Source organism: Streptococcus chenjunshii (assembly GCF_003086355.1).
Lineage (GTDB): Bacteria > Bacillota > Bacilli > Lactobacillales > Streptococcaceae > Streptococcus > Streptococcus chenjunshii.
In genome coordinates, this window is the sequence record NZ_CP031733.1 from 2106088 (window position 1) to 2125308 (window position 19221).

Genomic DNA, 19221 nt, shown 5'->3' on the forward strand with positions numbered 1-19221 from the left:
GAATCAAAGATATTGGCACCCTTTTCTGTCCGATTCGTGTTCGGATCAATAAAAGTGACTTTCATATAGATCTCCTTGATTTTTGAAATCAGTATAAGCTAGTAAGCATACCCTAAAAGAACCGTTACTTTTCCTGAACCTTCTGTGGAAAGAATATGATAAAATGGTGTATTTTGATCCATTCCATTTTGTTCCAAGGTCCACAGTAGTCTTGCATAAGCTTCTTTTGTCAGTTCCTCATAATTGTGGTCTACTGATGCCATAATAACATTATTGATTTCAAAATAAGATGAGAATGTCATCCCTTCAACTTGAATATTTTCTTCCTCTAGCGGTAAGAAAAACTCAATATCCATATAACCATCCTGCGGGACATTGTTGAGACTATAGACAATAGGGCCGGCAGGATGACCTCCGGCAGCCTCGACAGCAGTCATAAAAGCATCCAGCTCTTCTCTCATTTGATTCACATGAAATTGTTTGCGTTTTCGAATAACATTACGTGCCTCAAATAGATCCTCATTGATTACACCTTGGGCTACAATATACTCCATCAATCTTCCTCCCAACTGCTATAAGCATCTACCACAACACTTGTTTCACTAGGATGATACAGGACATGGTAGACAGCTAAATTATCTAAAGGCTTCCCAGAATATTTCGAAGCTAAAGCCTCGTAATACTCTGACAAATTATCAGATAAAAAGGTCGCAAAATCATCACTTTCTATTAAAATTTTCTCTTCAAACAAAAGCGGTCCCACTTCTTCACCCGTTGGAGTTATTTTATTGCCAAAAGTGGTGAAAATAGCTACAGATTCTAAATCAGAAAATGGATAGCTTTTGAAATAAACAGGGCCATCTGAATATACCGTATCCAGCATTCCTTCAATAAAATCCTGACCTAAAGCATAGACATCCCAACAGATCTCATCTGTCAAAACACCTACTAGTCCTTCCTCCTTATAACCTACCATCTGTACAATGCTTAATGTTTTGGGTCTGATATCCATATCGTTCTCCTAACTTTCTTGATAATATATGTGAATTTTTAAATAACTTAATTTTTATTTTTCTCTGGATGCTTTCTGACATAGACAGCTGCGTACAAAACATCTACAAAAACAGCTGAGAGTGTTCCCGTTATCATAACTCCCAGAAAGACTCCAAAAACATTTTCAAGAGTACCTGTTAGTAATGACGAGAGGAACTTAACCGCACCAAAAGCGACACCAAAATTGGTTAGCCATTCACTCTTTTTAACTTTAGATTTTCTTTGATTAAAGGCCCGCTGCTTTCCTTGATCCTTAGGCAGGTAATACCAAGAGTAGATGCTGCAGGAAAGAAGAAAAAGAAGTAGCATGATGATATTATAGATGGCAGATATCAATGAATATATTCCCTCATTTCCTACACACATAACCAAACCAATAAAACTCAAATCAATAATGATAGCCAAAACGATCAATGCAATCAGTATGTATGTGAAAGTCTGAAAATGATAAAATAGCCGCTGACTAAATGACCATAAAATACAAATTAGACTAATTGAGACACAGATTAGGAATATAACTTTGAAGACTCCAACTTTATCAATGAAGCTACTTCCCCATAATAACAAAGACGATATAAAAAGAGTAATCCACGGAAATAGTCTGATGTATCCAAAATATGCTCCATCTTGAATCAAAGGTCCATGATATCTTTCATTTTCATATTAGCCACCAAATAAGCCTTTTAGTCTTTTTTAACCCATCCTGTTATTGAATCTCCCAAACTATTTTTTGAGCGGCAGTCCATGAAATTCCCATAGCTAAAGCAGCTCCAATAAGGAGACTATCTAGAGTGAATCCTCATCTGGATGCTTTCTGATATAAATCGCTGCATAAACGGCATCCACAATAACCGCTGTTAGGGTAGATGTCATCAAAACGCCCAAGAAAAGGCCAAAGGCATTTTGAAGATAGCCTGTCAGCAGAGGTGGGACAAACATCACGATCCCAAAGGTAATCAAAAAATTATTGACAAAGGCTCTCTTTTTATCTTTAGTGCCTCTTTGATTAAACTGCCACACTTTGCCTTGGTTTGTAGGCAGATAATACCAAGTGTATAGACCGCAGAAAACAAGAAAGAGGAGCAAAATAGGGATAACGTAAAATAAAGTTAGAGGAGACTCGTAAATTCTCTTTGCATCAATAGTACTACCATTTGAATCGGATACGAACATCATCAAGCCAATAAAGTCCAGCCACATCAGTACGGTCCAAGTAACTAAAGCAATCAAAACATAGGTTAAAGACTTAAACCGATTAACAAGAGCATGGAAAAAGGAAAAGAGAATACTCACCACATTAACAATAATGCAAGCTAAGAAAGGACCCTTAATGAACCCTAGAGTATCACCTTGTCCCCACCCGAAGAAAAAAAGGAGAGAAAAAGGCAAGCTAATCCAAGGGTAAATTTTGAGGTATCCTAGGCTGACACCATTTGTAAGCAAAGGTCCGTGATAGCGTTCTCTAGGACTTACTGCTGTTTGTTTTCTCTTTTTCATCAGCTAAACCACCCCGCTACTGTTTTTAAGCCACTGCCAATGGCATTTGTGGCGCTTTTTAAGCCATCCTTGGCTGCTTCTGTTACTGATTTACCTAAGCCAGGTATTTTCTGATCCATAAGCCATGAAATTCCCATACCAGCCGCAACTCCAACAACAGTTCCAACAGGTCCGCCAATCATGGTCCCGATAGCAGCACCAGTAGCGGCAGCACCGGCACCTGAAACAGTGTCAACTCCTTGATCAACCACAAAGTTTCGAATCTTTTCTCCTACGGAAGAGCTCTTATCATCAAAGAAATTCTCCTTGATGTTGCCCCCAACATTTAGAACCGTTCCGACAGCACCAAGCCCTTTGGCTGCTTTTCCAACTTTTGTCAGTTTAGAAGCATCTTTCCAATTGAAATCGTCCCATACTTTCAGAGAAGACTTAAAGCCGCTCTTAGCCGAAGCCGCAGCGTCTCCAAGAGCATTTTCCCAACCTGTTGCCCTGACACCTCTGCCGATATTAGTCTTTTTAATATCGGCTTCTTCTCCCATAATTTCCTTAAATTTTTTTGCCCCCTTATTTGCATAAACACGGCCGTTGTTTCGATTGTAGAGGTTAATTTTGCCCGCTCGGACACGCCCTTTAGCATCAACATAAACATGGCGGCCGTTGATAAAACGCATCTCTCCCTTATAAGTGACATACTTATTATAAAGTGTTAGGGCTTTTTTACTTATACCAACTGGTTTTTTCCCTGAAATGAGCCAGTCTAAGGCTTCACTATAAGAGATTCCACATTCATCAGCCAATTCTTGAGCACACTGATCAATATCAGCTTCAGCAAGCTTAGCGTCTTTCGCTTCAACAACGGATTTATCCAATGTTAGGCCTGGATGCTGCTTTTGATAGGCTTCTATTGCTCTGGCTTCTTCCTCAGTCAGTTCTTCTCCTTTCTGAACCTTGGCAATGGCCGACTGATAATTCGTATAAGTCTCAAAATTCTCATTGATACTATCAGCCCACTGCAAATTCTCCTTACTCGGAATAGTAAAGGTGCCATTGAAAGCAGCGACGTCTGTCTGGAGCTGAGACAAACCGGTAGTGATATTAGTCTCCAAGTCCGAAATATCATCAAAAAATCCTGATGAAGCCGCATCATACTCCCGAAGCTTCCTCAGCTTTTCTTCCAGCTTCCCCTTCTCTGCCGTGTCGTCGTTTACAGCCGACTGCACAGAGGACTTGTTGGGATCATCTGCCTCCATCTTCCCCAATGTCGTATTATTGGCATCGATCGTCGATTGATAGGCTCTGATCTGCGCCGTTAGCGTATCCTCATCCAGATCCTCACTGCCAACATCCGAGCGGTAACGGTCGGGCAGAAGCTGGGTATCCGTCTTAGCGGCATCAGCTAAGAGAATAAACCCTTTTGCCAGCGGAGTGACGACTGTACTGCCGTAGGTTTTGACATTGGTGTAAGCCTCGCCTTCTAAGCCATCCGCATTCGCTAGATTCTCTATAGCGCTGATGATACTGTTAAAGCCTGAAGTATAATTGTCAGCCAGACTGGCTACTGAAGAAGCTTGGCTGTCTGAGCTGCCTAAGACCATTTTGACCATAAAATCATTGTCCTTTCATAAGATACAAAGGCCGTTTAAAAACCCGTATGAAAATAAGGGCTGGCAAGTGATGCTTGCATCACGCTGGCAGATATCTTTTTCACTGGGATTTTAGGCCGTGTTTAATTTCAGTAGTAAACTTATTCGTATTATTGAAACAGCAAGAATACCTAAGCCGTATCCACTCGGCTTAATTGAAAGCCTCACTGTCTGCTTCTGTCCCAGCTGTTTCTGCTCCGGACCCTGCCGTCTCATTAGCGTTGGAACGGTTGGTCTCTGCAACCGAGGAATCCCAACCGGTTAATCCTGATAGGCTTTGGGCTATTTGGGCATCATTGGTTTGGAAATTGCTGTCAATTTGTGTAATACAAGCTGAAAAGTTCTCAGTTGCGCTAGCAATTTGGTTAGCAGAGTTTGAAAGATTGTCAATAAGAGGTGAGGCTTTGCTGACGTTGCCCGTGATGGTAGAATCTCCATCTTTAGTGGCAGCACTGTAACCAAGAACAGTCGTTGTTCCTGTACTAATAGCATTCGCAGCACTGCTTGCCTGCCCTGGATCTGATTTAATTGTTCCCATCGTTTAATCTCCTTCCGGCTTTGTAATTTTCACTAATTGTTCCTTCCTGCGATTATGCAGGTAAATAGTATCTATGCTGAGATAAGGTTCCTTAGAATTATAGGTTTTCGGTAAGAAAACCTGATCAATCATCCGCATGCCAAATAGAAAGTGACTGGCATTTTGGCGATAATATTTTGGTATATCTCCTGCATTATTTCCCAAATATGACAATGGACTGCCTGCAAATAGATGCATCTGAACCTTAGGACCATGTTCAAATATCGTTTGAAGCATATCCAAATCTAAATTGGTCTGAGAGACAAAGCTCTGAAAATCAGGAATAATCCCAAACCATTCTTTATAGGCTTCATCCGTTGTTTCACGTCTTTCTAATTCTAAAATTAACTGGTTTAAGCGAGAAGTTACTTCTTTTGGTTCTGTAACGTAAGTTTTAACCTTATCAGCTAAATCTTCATAAAATTTCTCAGTATCAAACAGCATCATTGATTGATTCGGTAACAAGCTTAATACATCAATTAGATGTCTAGTTATATTGACAAGGTGTTCATCTGTGTCAGAAATCATGGCGACGTGTTTCAGACGCGTTAGAGGGATGGTGACGTTTTCCACGGTTTCCGTATTGAGTCCGATAGGCAAGGCACCATTGCTAATGTCAAATTGAACACTGGATCGTAATCGGAAATCTTGTAATGTTAATAACTCTGGAACTAAGGCGATCGGCTCTGGTCGCTGTCCCGACCAATCGCGATCCATCTGCTCAATTTTTTCTTGCAGAGCCATTAAGACATCTTGCCCTGTCTTCCCATAAGCTGGCAGGGCTGTTTGAAATATTTCTGGATTATCATAGCGTATCAAACCGCGTCCTGGGATATCTTCCATTGTGTAATTATGCCGGCCAATAATACTTTTGGAATCACTTTCCTCGGTTATTTTCAAAATTATCCGCTCTCGCATATTAGCCTGTAGCGCTCCTTTAAGAGCCGACAGTCGGCCAGCTGTGATAACGACCGTAATACCTAGAGCGTTACCATCTCGAGCTAACAGCTGGATTAAGGCTTCCATAGCATCATATTGCGGATTATCCTTCAAGCCTTCAAAATTATCTAGAATGATGATAATCTGCGGATAAACATGTCCTTGCTCACGATACATTGCACTATTAGCCACGCCCTGTGCTTTCAAGAAATCTTTACGGTCAGTCATAACTGTATTCATGCGGCGCATAAATTTAGATATTTTTTCCTCATCATCGGCAGTAATAAGATCTGCCACATGCGGTAAATCTCTAAGCGGTAGAAGACCATTAGTTCCAAAATCCAGCAGGTAAAAATGAATTTCCTCAGGCGTATGGCGGGTCGCTAGAGACATGATTAAAGTCTGTAAGAAGGTAGATTTCCCCATGCCTGGCTGAGATAACAACAAAAGATTCCCCTGTAATACAGGATTGTAAATCGCTACTCGTTGTGCTTGTTCATTTGGAATATCTACAAGCCCCAGACAAGCATCATAGGCAGTATATCCCTCTTTGTACAGTTCCTCCAAATACACTCTCTCTTCTAGTGGCGGCAGCCAAGGCTGAGCCAGTTGCTTAATCCCTAACTCTTTAGTTAGAGTTTGAATACGATTGACCACTACGCCCAGCTCCGTTGGAACTTCTCGAATATCATCGACTTCTTCCAAGCCTGAAAGATCGTCATTGAGAACTTCATACTGTCCCAGATTATTGATAGCATATATGGTATTGTCTTCAATCCCTTGGTCAGTCTTATCCGGTTCATAATCCGCGCCGGACCAGGCTGACTGGAAGAGTTCATAGATTTCGTTATTGCCAACCTGCAGATAGGCCCGGCCAGCTTGGGTAATATTAGCTGCATCAGATGTTTTCAGCATTTCCTGTGAATCGGCTCGTTCCGCTACTTTCAAAGCGATTTTAAAGCGGGAGTTGGACCAGATCTGGTCATTGACAACACCGGACGGTTTTTGCGTGGCCAGAATCAAGTGAATCCCGATAGACCGACCGATCCGGGCGGTCGAGACCAGCTCTGTCATAAAGTCCGGCTGGTCGGCCTTCAGTTCGGCGAACTCATCGGATATCAAAAAGAGATGGGGCAGAGGTTCATCAACCTCTCCTAGCTGATATTTTTTCTGATATTGATTAATGTGATTGACTTCCGCTTGGGCAAAGAGATTCTGCCGGCGTCTGAGCTCGGCTTTTATGGAAGCTAAGGCGCGCATGGACTGGTTGCCATCTAGGTTAGTGATGGTGCCAAGCAGATGTGGAAGGTCTTTAAAGAGATTGGCCATGCCCCCGCCTTTATAGTCGATTAAAAGGAAGGCGACATCGTGCGGGTGAAAATTGACCGCCAAACTCAGAATATAGGACTGAATGAGTTCTGACTTCCCTGAACCTGTCGTCCCTGCGATAAGACCATGAGGGCCGTGAGCTTTTTCGTGAAGGTTAAGGTAAACAATATCATCCTGCCCTCTTAAGCCTAAGGGAACAGCCAGACTCTTATAAGGGTTGTTCTGTTCCCAGCGCTCAGGCACCCTCAGTCCTTGAAAATCTTCGGTCTGATAAAGCTCCAAAAAGGTGACCGATTCAGGGATGGAAGATTTCAGGTTCTGCAGATGGTTGAGCGGCGCTAGGCGACGCGAGATACTTTCTTTATCAAAATTTTCAGGGAAATGATCCAGAGCAATATCTAAATTCTTCAGCTCCCCTTCTTCAATCACCAGCTCAGCATAGTTAACGTCTTTGATGTCGATAATGGTTTTAACATTTTCAGATAGCGAGCTGAGCACGTCTTGGACAAAAATAACACTGCAGCCCAACTCTGTCGGGTCTTCATTAAAGAATTCCATAATCCCATGATCAAGGGTCAGCTTTTCATCTGTGATCAGGACAACATAGTGCGGGGAAAAAAGAATATTTTCCTGGCCGTTTTTTTGGGTCCTTTTCTGAGTCTGACGGTCTTTTAAAATCTGGTTGAGACTGTTTAAAACTTGATCGCGGGTCCTTTGATTATAGACAAAGCCGCGGACATTAAGCTCTTGGAGCCTAGCGTGAGGCAGCCAGCGCAGCCAGTCCCATTCAGCCTTTTCTTCTTCAGGAAAAATAGGAATAAACTGGACATCATGATAGCTGTGAAAGAAAGCCAGCTGAGTCAGCATGAGCTGAAGCTGCTCAATCACTAAAGCGCGCTCGCCAATGTAGCCGACAGGCCCATTAACCAGATTGGCTATAACAGGGACATCTGAAACCTTGCGGTTGCGTTCATAAAGCGCAAACCCTTCTTTTTCCAAATCATCTGTCTTTTTATTGCGTTCTTTTTCCGAATAAGCCAGTTTATAAGAAGGTTTAATCCTCCCCAGACCTAAACGGTAATAGAGAAAGTCAAAATGAAGCGGTGTTTTTTCATAGATGCGGTGATGGTATTCTTTAAGAAGGCTATCTATAGCAGGTAAATCCGGATAGTGATAAAGACGGCCCTTGCGGTATTCTTCTGCTTTTTTCCGTAGTTCTATCGATTTATCTGACAAATAAGCTTGATAGCTCTCAATCCGATCTGCTAAATCAATTTTATACTGCTTACGATTTCTGATATAGTTGGAAATGGAGAAAACCAGTGTCACTGCCGACATGGAAATCGTCATCAGGATATAGATCCCCCGCGGCTGAATCAAGGTAATCAAAATGGTAATCCCAATCATCATCAGCGGCGGAATAATCAGTTTAAGAAGCTGATCGGTTGGTTTTCTGGGCTCCTGAGGCGGCGCCTTGACTTCCAACTTTTCCTCTGAACCGCGGTAAATCAAACGCGGAGAACGATGGTAATCCGGATAGCCTGGATAAAAATGATAGCGGGACTCAGTCCGTTTAATCAGCTGACCTGATATCCCGCTTTCTCCCCAAAGATGCAGTTCATCATTTAATAATTTTATTTTTTTACTGCCAAAAGTGACCTCATCGCCAAAAGCCAAATCAATCTTATCTTGTCTCAGCTTTTGATTATTGATATAAACAGTCCCTGCAAAAACAGATAACTCCCAGCTAGAAGTCTTTTTGAAGAACAGCAGCTGAACATCTTCATTGTCAAAAAGCAGATCACCTGGATTAACAGAAATGCGCTGCTTATCTAACACATCAACCACTGTAGATGGTTGATCCTGTAGTTTTTCAATCCGAATACGGTCTGTTAAATCAGCGGGCAGCTCCAAAGGCTGAGGCTGGTCATCAGCAAACTGATAAAACAATGAACCCTTTTGACAGGCAATCACTAATGGATGGGAGAGCTCCGCCAGATAAACTGAGGCATTGGCATCGTTGCCTAAGACAAAATGCTCTCCATCACCATCTATAGTCAGTTCATAGCGCAAATCTCCGATATAAATCGGTAAATAACCTTCCATTGCGAACGTCCTTTCCTCCTATTTGCCGGAACTGCTGCTTGAAGCATCCGATTCATCATCGCCGCCGTTAATCGCTGCCTGACGTTCCTCATTATAGGTCTCATAATCAGATTGGAGCGACTCCAGTTGCTCTTCACGTTCACTCCCTGATAAAGAACTGTCGTTTTTGACCTCTTCGATTTTTTGAGCGATGGCGTAGATGATTAAATCATAATCCTCCAAACGTATGGAAATATCCATAGCCTCGTCGTTGTTGGCCCGCCCGATTTCAATCCAGTAATCCAAAAGCAGTTCGTCGGACTTGAGTGAAATATTATTCAAAACAGCTGATCGCTGTTCATCGGAAAAATTCAAATTCTGAACATAAGAATAAGCCAACTCATACTTCTGCGTAAACGGCATCCGGTTAAGGTCAACTGATTTTAAGGTTGAAGCAACAGCTGAATAGTTGAGCTTAAGGAATTCCCGATCAGCATCCAGCATTTTCTGCTGAAAAGGCATCTGCAGGAAAATGATATAAACCAACGGAACCGTTAAAACAACAGAGAGAGCTGAAAACCAGATGGTCAGGTACTTAAATCTCTTATACTTGCGGCGGGGAACCAAAGATAAAGTAGCATTTTCATCAGCCAGTACTTCTTCAAAGCTTTTTGTCAGATTTGTTCTGAGCTGAGCAAGTGAATCGGTCGCCACCACTTCTTCCAGAAAAGGCGGAATGTCCTTGATAACCTCCAAAGCACCCTGGTACAAATCTTCAAAATGATGGTCAGTAAAAAGTGTCAAAATAGTACATTTGACCTGCCGTAAAAAATCTTGTTCAGAAAGACTGACAGGTTTCATAATCTCTGGCAGAGCCCGATAAGCGATCTTGGCCATTCCATTTTTTGTAAAAAAGAGATTAGCCGGATCGATAAAAAAGGTAATCGGCAGTGTCAGGCAATCAGCCAAATCCGTTATATTAAGCGCAGCCCGTATCTTTTCAGACAGGCGCATAGCCTTTAAAGAATCATAGCTTATCCCATTTTCTTCAATGGTGTAGGTAAAAGTGACCGTCTCTTTATCCCAGCGGCTTGTCTGCGGCAGCAGGAGCGGATGCTCCATTTCAAGCAGACGAACCTGCTCAACTGCCTGTGTGGTAATATCAGACCGCTTGAGGGTCAAAACCCACTGACTGTCTGCCTTATCAAAAGAAAATGTCTGCTGATCAAATGTGATTTCTTCCTTAGTCAACTGCGCCATCCTCCATAATTTCTACGAGATCCCCTGTTGTAACAGAATAATCTTTGAGTATTTTCCCTTCATCAAGAATCAGCCCCTTATTGACAACACGGATCTGATACTTCTTTCTGTTCTGTACTTGGTTAAAAATCGCATCCAGTTCCTTAATTAAATGGCTGACTTCCATATTTTGCGGAAGACGGACATCTGCCCTTTTTCCGCCGATAAGCAGTGTGATATTAATATGTGAATCCATCCTTAGTCCCCTTTACTGATACGATAACTGCCAATACCGGCTGCAGCTAAAACAAGAACAAGCAAGCCGGTGTAGACAGCCAGCAGGGTAAAACTGTCTACAGACAGTCCGACCTGTGAGTCTGTATCCTGCGTTTGGTGCCTGGCATAATTAGGACTAATTTGAGTCTCTAAAAAAATATTTGCCGTATCTACTGCTGGTTTTTTGGCTTCCTGACCGCTAAATATACTATTGAGAACAGCTTGGTCATTCTTTGCTTTACTTTCTTTATACTGTTTAAACTGCTCTTTGCTGTCCTCTTTGAAAAGCTGGGCAGTTAAATCAGAAACACTGCCCAGACTGTCGTTTTCCTCGCGCTCAATTCGTTCATCATCAAAGACTAGGTTGTTATCTTTTATTTTTTCGGCAGCACTGATTTGTACAGCCCCCAGACTAAACAACAATCCGATAAACAGCAACCATTTAGCTATTTTCATGATTTCACAGCCTCCCGCCTCAGCTTATCTTCTAAACTTGGCAGCGATACATTTAGCACAATGACTGCAACAGCTAAAAGGAGGAGAATAAAGATGCTGCCCGCACTAACCATATTGCCTGCAAAGAGGTTAGCAAAGAGATTTTCGATATAAACCAAGAAATTCAGACGTTTAATAAGAGCCAGTCCTCCGTTGACAGCAACAGTTGTCCCAACAGCACTCGTCATATAGATATAGCTTAAAAGCATAAAGAGCGCTAAGCCCATACCAACTGCGCGGAAATATTTAATCAGCAGATATTGACTCAAGACCAAAATCAAACTCAAAAGGATATTCAGAAAAATCCAAGCTGGCAGCCCCGAACGGATAATAGAAAGCTGCTGAGCAGAAACGGCCCCTAAAATAATTCCCAACAGTAAGGATAAGCCGATCAGCAGGCCGGCACTGATAAGATCGGCCTGATTCAGAGAACTGACCTTGTACTTGTCTTTTAGCCGCTGGAAAATATTTTGTGTTCCAAAAACATAAGCTGTAAATAAAGTGATAATTTCAATTAGCAGAATCCAAGTGAAAGGTCGGAGCACATCGGCAGTCGCCTGAGCAGACTGTGCCGATTTTTTAACCGGATTAGCCAGAAAACCAAGCAGTGCTTCATTAGCTACACCGTTGTTATAGGCATTATTAAAGACTTTAGAAAACGCATCAACAAAATCCCCATTAAGCTCCAGTTCATCGTCAAATTCTTTCATCAAATCATCGGCTGTCCGAGAAAGAGCCTGGCTGCTGGCTTGAGCTGCATCCACTTCATTTTTAAAGGTTTGGAAACTGTTGTTAACGCCCTGTGCACTGCTGACCCGCTGAGCGGATTCTGCCCGCATTGAGGCGCTGGCAGCCTGAAGACTTCTCAGCTGCTCTGCCCGTTCACTGTCCCAGTTTGAACCGGAAGCGGACGAAGTCCTTCCTGACGATTGACTGTTTCCGGTATTAGAAGAACCGCCTGGCTGTCCAGTGTCCAAATCATTTTGAAGCTTTTCTGTTTTTGCAAGCAGGTCAGTGATTTGAGATGAGAGATTGGTCTGATTGCTTGTTAGAGCATCCAAATTTTTTTGCAGATCCTCTTTTGTCTTTTTAATTTCCGGCAAAGAAGTGCCATCAGCACCGCCGCCGTAAGCGACTGTTAGGCTGCTGGTAACTACTTCCCGCAAATAATCGCTGATATCCATATCGAGAAAATCATTGAGCGACTTCTCTTTTCCTTCTGTAGTCAGCACAGCCGTTTCAATAACAGCATCTGCAGTGCTGTAGACATCTTTGACTTGCTGAACGAGTGCGCTGTAGTTTTCTACAGCTTTAACATAGTCATCATTGACATAAGGACTGAGATCAACGGGAATCGTTTGTTTGACTTCAGAACCCTTGTCAGGAGTAACAGTTATAACAATATTTTGCACAGCATCAAGATTAGCTGGTCTTTCTTTATAAGTATAGGATACTGAAATATTGTTGTTGCCGTCTGCCAAAGATGCACTTGAACCATCTCCGACTGCCTGCCCGTTGACTGCTATAGAAGTTACAGAAATAAGATTTTCCGGAAAATCAACACTTACGACTGCGGTGCCTGCATTACCGGCATTATCTGTCTGAATAATCCTGTAAGTCTCTTTTTTATAAGCCGCCGGAGTATTAACAGGAGCCTCCTCTTCTTGGTTAGGCGTTTGCGGTTCAGCCGGACTGTTCTCTTTAGCTTCCGCTTTTTCATCATCAGCATTGTTATTTGGTGCTTGATTTTCATCTGCTGCATCCAAGGCTGGATTATTATAAACATAAACAGCCTGTCCGCTTTTGCCGTCAACAGAATTCTTTGCAGCCTGCTCCAAATCTGCCTTTGCCTGTTTAAGCCTATTACCAAGCTCCGAAGGCTGGTATTTATCATCACTGCCATAGTGCTCTTTGGCATAATCGGCATATTTAAATGATGCCTGATTATCATTCAATCCGCTTAAATCCTCTTTGAGACTGTCTGCATCAAGAGTTGGCAAGGTATTAATGACCTTTTGGACAGCCTCTTCTTTCGTTTCTATGCTGTCAAGGTAGTCCTTTTCACCCTTTTTCTCCAGAAAATCTCTGAGCGTAATAGACTCACCGGCTTTTTTGCCGTAATAAGCAGCTAATTTTTCAGCAATGCGGTCCCTAGCTGTTTTGGTTTCTTCACTGATTTCTGATTCAATGGTTTTTAATTCGCCTTCCAGAGAATCAATCTGTTTTTGCAAATCTTCTACCAGAAGATTATAAGATGGATCTGTCTCAATATCCGTTTCAGATGGACCGGTTATCTCGTTTTCTTCTTGCTTTTTCTCACCAAGCAGCTTCTGATTGGCCTGAATACTTTCTGATAATCTTTGCAGTTCAGCTCTCAACTCATCATTGGTCATAGCAAGCCCATTGTTTGCCGTATTTCCGGGAATAGAGCTGTCTGGCGAGGCGATCTGATCATCACCTGATGCAGCGGAAGAATCAGCTGGCCGCCTGCTCTCAGCGGCATTGGCACTGTTAACACTGTTATTATAGGAAGCATTAAGTGATTCCAACAGGCTCGTATTAGCCGAAAAAGAGGCGTCTGCCATACTGACTAAAGGTGAAAAGACATCTGGAAAACCAAGCACAGGTTGATAAAGTCTGTTATTATAGCTGCCGATATTGGCCGACTGCAGTTCTGAAAGAGCCAGCACATTTTGCTGAGCTGTATAGAGATTACCTAAAATACTGGCCATGTACATGTTGACCAGCTGGCTGTTCAAATCATCAACAATATCAGCACCGAGTTCGTTAGCTTTTGTTTCAAGCTGCCGATTGCCATTAGCATTGACTGTATAAGTTACTAAGGCCTGATTCGCTGTCAGACTGTCAATATCCAAAACTTTCCCCGAGAAATTACTAGGGATAACAACCATCAGCTGGTATCTGTTTGTTTCCAGACCGTTCTCAGCCGCCCCTCGGCTAGTTACAGTCCAGTTATTTGAATCATCCTTTTCCAGACTCTTAACATAGCTGGCCCCTAGCTGATAACGCTCTCCAGTTTGACTGACAACAGCCTGATCTTCATTGACCAGAGCAACATTCAGCTTATCTATCCGTTTGTTCTCCTGACTGCTGTTATTTTTTTGGACAGCAATGTTTAAAAGAAGGACAGCGCCCAGCATGGCAGCGATAAAAAGGAGATATTTTCCATACTGTAAAAAATTATTAACTTTCATTTTGTTATTCCCTGATAAATAAGAAAGAGGAGGAAGTTTCCGCCTTCCCCCTCTTATGTTATAGTCAGAAACTATTGACCAATTTTTGAAGCAATGTCTTGGTCTGTTTGTTCAATAGTATCAGCAACTGAATTCAGTTGTGTTTGAATATCTTCTAATAATTGCGAGAACTGCTTGATTTTAGGCGATAATTCATTGAATTGTACTTCAAAGCTGTCGAATGCTGAACCTGACCAGTTTTCGCTGATAACAGCCTGCTCATTTGTTAAAGTCGTTAAAATTTGGTCGATGTCGGTAGCACCTGTACCATATTTTTGTGAAGAAGTACGCAGTTCTTCAGGAGTCAGTTTAATTGTAGCCATAAAGTAAAATCTCCTTTTCTTTATAAAAAATACACTCTCATTATAACTTACTCAAAGCAAAAAACAAGGCACTTTTCTTAAAGTTAACTTAAATAAAATACCTTTGTAAAAAAACCAAAAAAATTTTCTCTTTGTAATCAAAATCCAATTATTTTCTTATCACCCATGGTTGCTATAGCTGCTGAAAAAATCTTCAATATGCTACTGGAAAACAAAAAACTACAGCCGATTCTATCGAAGAAATCAACTGCAGTTTTTCATATAATTTGAAATAAGGAGAGGAGGGGATTTTCTCGACTTTTTCAACTATTTTTATCTCCTCAAAATCCTTTCAGAACAACGTTTTTAATATTCATCAAAGGATAAAAGAAGATAGTTGGAATAGTTTTGGCGGGTGTTTGGCGGGTAATAAAAAGAAACTTTGTTTTATAGGGCCTAGGTCTATTTTATTTTTAATAGCATAACACTTAAATTATTATCAGAAACATAATTTGGTATTTTTTGAAATCCAAAATTTGAGTAAAAACTTTCAAGATACTCTATATTTTCACACTCAAGCCAAACATACTTAGCTTTTATAATTCGTGAAGCTTCGATAACCTTGTTGTAAGCTAAAGTTAAAAGCTGTTCTCCAGTGATACCACCGTTTGAGATTGCTTCTTGTGAGTAGTTTTTTCCTAACTGTCCTATTAAATAACTTATTACCTGATACTTATCTCCGATGAGCCGGCCAGAACTTTTCAATTTCTTTTGTTGTGTCTTACTTAAACGTTCAAAGTTCCTCTTATTCATAGTTAATGGTTTATTAGCCAATGAAAAGAAACCAAGTAAAACATTGGTTTCTTCATCAAAAACTAAATAAGTTGAAGCTATAGCTGTTTTTTCGAATTCTATAGCTTTTTGATGCAAAAAGATTTCAACATCATGCCTCTCATCTCGTAATGAAATACTTTTAAAAGTCTTTAAAACAGCTTCCACCTTAGAAGCATCTAAAGCATCTAACATTTTTTCCAATGAAATAACATTGAACGCCACTAATTTCTATCCCTTGCTAAACATTCTTTTAATCTGTTGAGAGTCTTTGATGTCTCTAGCTTCTATATTTTTTGCAAGCTTAACTTTCTTGTTGTTTTCAAGGGTTTTGATGAGATTGTTAGCAGACTTCCTGCTAAATGTTAAATTCATATCCATAGTGAAGGTTTTTGTAGCCATACTAATACTCCCCCCCTTATAAATTTTCTGTAAAATAAGTATAACACACTTTAACACACAAAAGGTGATTTTTTTGTAAAAAAAGTACAAAAAAGTGTTAAAAAGCATAAAAAACCGCTCATTTGATGAGCGGTCGTTTTTGTTATAGACACAAAGCGACTACGCTTTTTAACGTCCAGCGATAAGACGGTAAGGAGATTACCTGCTTTCTTTTTTTATATTTTTTCGTCTGCTTGTAAGTGTCTTAGTTTAAAACAATGTTTTTATCTAAGCCACCAGGCAAAGCCGTTGAGCTAAACTGGTGCCAGATGATGTGCTGCTTGATGTGCTGCTTGATGTGCGTTAAACTGTATTGATTAAGCACTTTGTCTAAAACAGCGGTGTCACCTGTACCGTACTCCGGATTATAGTCCATGGTGGCATAGCAAGCGATCCATAAAGCGCGTGGGTATTTATCCACTATCTGGTCTAAGTGTAGGTTAGCTACCGCGTACGGTATACCGGTATACAAGATAGGCGTATACCCTGCCTGCTTACAAGTGCCCATAAACTCTAGTACAGCGTTAGTGTTGGCTTGCTTATCACCGCTGGCGTGCTCCTCGTAGTCGCAAACTAGATATTTAACGTCAGTCTTAGGCATGTTTTTGATTAACCAGTCAGCCTCTCTTTTAGCTTGTGCTGTATCACCGCCGAACCACGCATAACTGTAATAGCCTAGTGCAGTACTAGTCTTTGTTTGCTGTTCCGCTGCACTTGATAAATAACTATCACCCTCTGTCAGCTTAATTACAGCCTTGTCTGTGCCGGCTTGTTGGCATATGCTTGTCAGGTCTGCCGGCTGATAGGCGGATACGTCGATAAAGTAATCGCCCTGTGACAGGGCGTCACTACGAAAAAACCTCACCGTAAGTATCGCCGCCTTGCACCTTGGACGCTACATAAACAAGCTTATTATTGCGCATAAATGATACCCAGTAATAGCCGTCAGCCGTAGCCGATCCGACAATATCCACCGTTTCACCTGCCTGCAGAATAGCCACTTTGTTTGCCGTAATGCTTGCCGCTTCCCTGATGTTGAGGTTGACAGAGGCTTTAAAGGTTTGCTTATTGGCAATATCATTACCTTTCAGCGACCCGGCTAAATTAGGCAATTCTGCTGTTTTCGCTGTGTCTGTTTTGACGGTAGATTCTACTTGATTAAGCTTGTTAGTGATAGCTGTTAGCTGTTTCTTGACATCACTAAACTGCGTATAACCGCCTTTTGTGTCTGTATTTAAGCCAGCAAATAATCTGCGGTAAGTTGGTGCTTGTGTTGAGTAAGTTTCCATGCGCATATCTTCACCGTAAGATTTACGGTAATTTTCCTGCACGTATTTGAGCTCCTCAGAGTTGTGCATACCAGTTACTGCGTTTGTCGCGGTGTTGTAGAGATACACAGCGCCTTTAACAAACTCATTGTCCCCCTCTTTTACACTAAATAGATGTGATCCATACATTCCAGTTTTCTTTCCTTTCTTAACAGCGGTCTTTGTCGCTGTTGATGTCGTTTGTTGGTTAGTCAGCGGCAATCTAAACCAGCCTATAAGCGTTTGCTGCTCTATCCATGGACTGTAATTCATTGTTCCGTTAGCGTACAGCAAGCGTTGCTTTCGGCGTACCCAACCCCCATTAGTCAAAGCGTCTGCATTGCCATCGACGTTTTGTTCCAATGTCACAGGCTGACCGCCTGCTGTTAAAAATATACCGGTATGGCCGTACGGGTGTCCATAGGTGCGCGTGACCCAAATGTCCCCAGGCTGTGGAGTGCCAGAGCCGTTGTAAAAGACTTGGAAGCCGTTAGCGCGTGCTTTAGCCAGTAGGTCAATAGCATTAGTATACGCTAGATTATACTTATTTCCGGTCGCCCACTGTGTTAAGTGATCGACAAAGGCCACGCACTGGCCACCATAAGGATTGGTGGCCACCGTGACTTTTCGGCCGGTTAACGATTGCGCATAATTTAAAAGTTGTTGCGTTGTTGCCATGGATTACCCCATGACAATATTGTCATCATTGCTTTCTGCGTGGTTAGTCGCTTGTGCTTCGTCTGTACTTTTAGCAATTGCCTTGTGCACAACCTTTAAATCATTGAGATAGTGCTGCGCTTCTTGCGCTTCTGCAGTAAAGCTGTTGTTTTTCCACAGCGCGTAAAAGCCGGTAATAGCGATGTAAGCTGCGTTGACTAACTCTGTGATTTGGCTGTCATCAAACGCAATCACTTGTATGCCAAAGGCGTTTAAAAAGTAATTGACCACACCTAAAGCTAACAATACTGTACGTGCCCAAGTGCCTGCGTTAACGTGTTTCAAATCGTTTAAAATTTTCTTCATGGGTTCCTCCTAAAGTCTGCTTTTGATTTCCTTGAGGTCGCTTTTTAGTTCGTTGACATTTTCAGATAAATTCTTAATCTGTTCAATCATGCCTAGCTGCATTTTGTGGTCTTCGTCGTGCTTGTCTAAACGCACAGTGTGCATGTCAATCATTTTTTCTTGAGACCGCTCCATTGCCTCAAGTTCTGTCAGCCGGTGCTCTAAGCTTGCTGTGTGCGCTTTTGTCACGCTAAAAAAGCCGGCTGCTGAAATAAAAACTGGGAAAAGCACTGTCATAATCCAGTGCATTAACTCTTTTTCTGGCATGGTACCTCCTAGTCTTCTTTTGTCAATTCAGCGAGCAATTCAGGGTCTTCTACAGCCAGTTCAAGCTGTTCATATACTTTTTTCTTGAGGGGCGCCGGTACCCGTTTGTAAGGCCATTTGCCTGATAAAATGCTAATCACGTAAAGTTTAACCATCATGTCAATCCCTTCTTCCTTTGTGTTTTTGATTTTAAGCCTTGCTTCTTTAAGCTTCGCTATCCAGTAACTCAATGTCATCATCTGCAATCACTCCTTTTGTGTATAACTGCTCGACAATTTCCAGCAGCACCATTTGGGACGTTGTCGCCGTCTCCGTGATGGCAGTCAAAGCGTCATCAACTTCTGCTAATTTAGCATTAGCTTTGTCAATGATTGTTTCTAGTTCTGTAAATTTCTCTGTTTCTGCGCGCGCTGGAAAGTTATCTTGATAGATTTGTTCCAGCGCTAAAGCTGTAAGCTCTGTATTGCTTAACTCTATTTTGTCCGGTGGCAGAAACACCGGATAAAAAGCACCGTCTGAATTGCCTAAAACAATTCTCGTGTGCTTAGCAGCGCCGCTATCATCATAATCAAGAGCTTTGCTGCGATACTCAAGTTTCATGCTTTTCACCTGCTTTTCTCTCCT

Annotated in this window: 20 protein-coding genes; all 20 read right to left on the minus strand. The window is 41.8% G+C overall.

Annotated features, from left to right (window positions below):
- Positions 1 to 98: 98 nt before the first annotated feature.
- Positions 99 to 554 carry a DUF5085 family protein gene (locus tag DDV21_RS10095; RefSeq protein WP_116879135.1) on the minus strand — a complete coding sequence of 152 codons (456 nt, stop codon included), beginning with the start codon at positions 552 to 554 and terminating at the stop codon, positions 99 to 101.
- Complete coding sequence (locus DDV21_RS10100) at positions 554 to 1012, minus strand: hypothetical protein (RefSeq protein WP_116879134.1); 459 nt, start codon at positions 1010 to 1012, stop codon at positions 554 to 556. The genes DDV21_RS10095 and DDV21_RS10100 overlap by 1 nt, the downstream gene beginning before the upstream one ends.
- Before the next feature lie 47 nt (positions 1013 to 1059).
- On the minus strand, positions 1060 to 1458 hold the full coding sequence (locus DDV21_RS11960) for a hypothetical protein (protein ID WP_241964670.1): 399 nt from the start codon (positions 1456 to 1458) through the stop codon (positions 1060 to 1062).
- A gap of 381 nt (positions 1459 to 1839) precedes the next feature.
- Positions 1840 to 2550 (minus strand): hypothetical protein, encoded by a 711-nt coding sequence (locus DDV21_RS10110; protein WP_116879132.1) that lies wholly within the window; start codon positions 2548 to 2550, stop codon positions 1840 to 1842.
- Entirely contained in the window at positions 2550 to 4154 is a 1605-nt protein-coding gene (locus tag DDV21_RS10115; protein WP_117287800.1) for a T7SS effector LXG polymorphic toxin, read from the minus strand. The genes DDV21_RS10110 and DDV21_RS10115 overlap by 1 nt, the downstream gene beginning before the upstream one ends.
- Positions 4155 to 4344: 190 nt before the next feature.
- Complete coding sequence (locus DDV21_RS10120) at positions 4345 to 4731, minus strand: TIGR04197 family type VII secretion effector (RefSeq protein WP_116878185.1); 387 nt, start codon at positions 4729 to 4731, stop codon at positions 4345 to 4347.
- A gap of 3 nt (positions 4732 to 4734) precedes the next feature.
- Positions 4735 to 9144 carry a type VII secretion protein EssC gene (essC, locus tag DDV21_RS10125; RefSeq protein ID WP_116878184.1) on the minus strand — a complete coding sequence of 1470 codons (4410 nt, stop codon included), beginning with the start codon at positions 9142 to 9144 and terminating at the stop codon, positions 4735 to 4737.
- Positions 9145 to 9162: 18 nt separating this feature from the next.
- Positions 9163 to 10383 carry a type VII secretion protein EssB gene (gene essB, locus DDV21_RS10130; RefSeq protein WP_116878183.1) on the minus strand — a complete coding sequence of 407 codons (1221 nt, stop codon included), beginning with the start codon at positions 10381 to 10383 and terminating at the stop codon, positions 9163 to 9165.
- A complete protein-coding gene (locus tag DDV21_RS10135; protein ID WP_116878182.1) occupies positions 10367 to 10618 on the minus strand; it encodes an EsaB/YukD family protein in 252 nt (83 codons plus the stop codon). The genes essB and DDV21_RS10135 overlap by 17 nt, the downstream gene beginning before the upstream one ends.
- Positions 10619 to 10620: 2 nt before the next feature.
- Positions 10621 to 11094: a type VII secretion protein EssA gene (essA, locus tag DDV21_RS10140; protein WP_116878181.1), complete on the minus strand. Its 474-nt coding sequence runs from the start codon at positions 11092 to 11094 to the stop codon at positions 10621 to 10623.
- Entirely contained in the window at positions 11091 to 14348 is a 3258-nt protein-coding gene (gene esaA, locus DDV21_RS10145) for a type VII secretion protein EsaA (RefSeq protein ID WP_116878180.1), read from the minus strand. Before esaA ends, essA begins: the two co-directional genes overlap by 4 nt.
- A gap of 71 nt (positions 14349 to 14419) precedes the next feature.
- Positions 14420 to 14710 carry a WXG100 family type VII secretion target gene (locus DDV21_RS10150; protein ID WP_116878179.1) on the minus strand — a complete coding sequence of 97 codons (291 nt, stop codon included), beginning with the start codon at positions 14708 to 14710 and terminating at the stop codon, positions 14420 to 14422.
- Positions 14711 to 15151: 441 nt separating this feature from the next.
- Positions 15152 to 15715, minus strand: a complete 564-nt coding sequence (locus DDV21_RS10155) for a GNAT family N-acetyltransferase (protein ID WP_241964671.1) — start codon at positions 15713 to 15715, stop codon at positions 15152 to 15154.
- Positions 15716 to 15751: 36 nt separating this feature from the next.
- Complete coding sequence (locus DDV21_RS11790; RefSeq protein WP_162886311.1) at positions 15752 to 15922, minus strand: hypothetical protein; 171 nt, start codon at positions 15920 to 15922, stop codon at positions 15752 to 15754.
- Between the two features lie 244 nt (positions 15923 to 16166).
- Positions 16167 to 16826, minus strand: coding sequence for a GH25 family lysozyme (locus DDV21_RS10165; RefSeq protein WP_162886312.1), 660 nt, complete (start codon positions 16824 to 16826; stop codon positions 16167 to 16169).
- Positions 16810 to 17946: a CHAP domain-containing protein gene (locus tag DDV21_RS10170; protein ID WP_116878175.1), complete on the minus strand. Its 1137-nt coding sequence runs from the start codon at positions 17944 to 17946 to the stop codon at positions 16810 to 16812. Before DDV21_RS10170 ends, DDV21_RS10165 begins: the two co-directional genes overlap by 17 nt.
- 3 nt (positions 17947 to 17949) lie before the next feature.
- Positions 17950 to 18291, minus strand: a complete 342-nt coding sequence (locus DDV21_RS10175) for a phage holin (RefSeq protein ID WP_116878174.1) — start codon at positions 18289 to 18291, stop codon at positions 17950 to 17952.
- Positions 18292 to 18300: 9 nt separating this feature from the next.
- Entirely contained in the window at positions 18301 to 18597 is a 297-nt protein-coding gene (locus DDV21_RS10180; RefSeq protein ID WP_116878173.1) for a DUF7365 family protein, read from the minus strand.
- Positions 18598 to 18605: 8 nt separating this feature from the next.
- The gene (locus DDV21_RS10185; RefSeq protein WP_116878172.1) at positions 18606 to 18836 is read right to left on the minus strand and encodes a CD1375 family protein; all 231 of its coding nucleotides are present in this window, start codon (positions 18834 to 18836) and stop codon (positions 18606 to 18608) included.
- Complete coding sequence (locus DDV21_RS10190; RefSeq protein ID WP_116878171.1) at positions 18802 to 19197, minus strand: DUF1366 domain-containing protein; 396 nt, start codon at positions 19195 to 19197, stop codon at positions 18802 to 18804. The genes DDV21_RS10185 and DDV21_RS10190 overlap by 35 nt, the downstream gene beginning before the upstream one ends.
- Positions 19198 to 19221: the final 24 nt, after the last annotated feature.

What these genes read in the sequence shown, in the direction of transcription:
- DDV21_RS10155 (WP_241964671.1), bottom strand. Translation starts at nt 15,715, where the DNA reads ATGTTAGATGCTTTAGATGCTTCTAAGGTGGAAGCTGTTTTAAAGACT.
- DDV21_RS10170 (WP_116878175.1), bottom strand. Translation starts at nt 17,946, where the DNA reads ATGGCAACAACGCAACAACTTTTAAATTATGCGCAATCGTTAACCGGC.
- DDV21_RS11790 (WP_162886311.1), bottom strand. Translation starts at nt 15,922, where the DNA reads ATGGCTACAAAAACCTTCACTATGGATATGAATTTAACATTTAGCAGG.
- DDV21_RS10120 (WP_116878185.1), bottom strand. Translation starts at nt 4,731, where the DNA reads ATGGGAACAATTAAATCAGATCCAGGGCAGGCAAGCAGTGCTGCGAAT.
- DDV21_RS10115 (WP_117287800.1), bottom strand. Translation starts at nt 4,154, where the DNA reads ATGGTCAAAATGGTCTTAGGCAGCTCAGACAGCCAAGCTTCTTCAGTA.
- essC (WP_116878184.1), bottom strand. Translation starts at nt 9,144, where the DNA reads ATGGAAGGTTATTTACCGATTTATATCGGAGATTTGCGCTATGAACTG.
- DDV21_RS10095 (WP_116879135.1), bottom strand. Translation starts at nt 554, where the DNA reads ATGGAGTATATTGTAGCCCAAGGTGTAATCAATGAGGATCTATTTGAG.
- DDV21_RS10175 (WP_116878174.1), bottom strand. Translation starts at nt 18,291, where the DNA reads ATGAAGAAAATTTTAAACGATTTGAAACACGTTAACGCAGGCACTTGG.
- DDV21_RS10100 (WP_116879134.1), bottom strand. Translation starts at nt 1,012, where the DNA reads ATGGATATCAGACCCAAAACATTAAGCATTGTACAGATGGTAGGTTAT.
- DDV21_RS10110 (WP_116879132.1), bottom strand. Translation starts at nt 2,550, where the DNA reads ATGAAAAAGAGAAAACAAACAGCAGTAAGTCCTAGAGAACGCTATCAC.
- DDV21_RS10180 (WP_116878173.1), bottom strand. Translation starts at nt 18,597, where the DNA reads ATGCCAGAAAAAGAGTTAATGCACTGGATTATGACAGTGCTTTTCCCA.
- DDV21_RS10190 (WP_116878171.1), bottom strand. Translation starts at nt 19,197, where the DNA reads ATGAAACTTGAGTATCGCAGCAAAGCTCTTGATTATGATGATAGCGGC.
- DDV21_RS10150 (WP_116878179.1), bottom strand. Translation starts at nt 14,710, where the DNA reads ATGGCTACAATTAAACTGACTCCTGAAGAACTGCGTACTTCTTCACAA.
- DDV21_RS10185 (WP_116878172.1), bottom strand. Translation starts at nt 18,836, where the DNA reads ATGATGACATTGAGTTACTGGATAGCGAAGCTTAAAGAAGCAAGGCTT.
- essB (WP_116878183.1), bottom strand. Translation starts at nt 10,383, where the DNA reads ATGGCGCAGTTGACTAAGGAAGAAATCACATTTGATCAGCAGACATTT.
- DDV21_RS10135 (WP_116878182.1), bottom strand. Translation starts at nt 10,618, where the DNA reads ATGGATTCACATATTAATATCACACTGCTTATCGGCGGAAAAAGGGCA.
- esaA (WP_116878180.1), bottom strand. Translation starts at nt 14,348, where the DNA reads ATGAAAGTTAATAATTTTTTACAGTATGGAAAATATCTCCTTTTTATC.
- essA (WP_116878181.1), bottom strand. Translation starts at nt 11,094, where the DNA reads ATGAAAATAGCTAAATGGTTGCTGTTTATCGGATTGTTGTTTAGTCTG.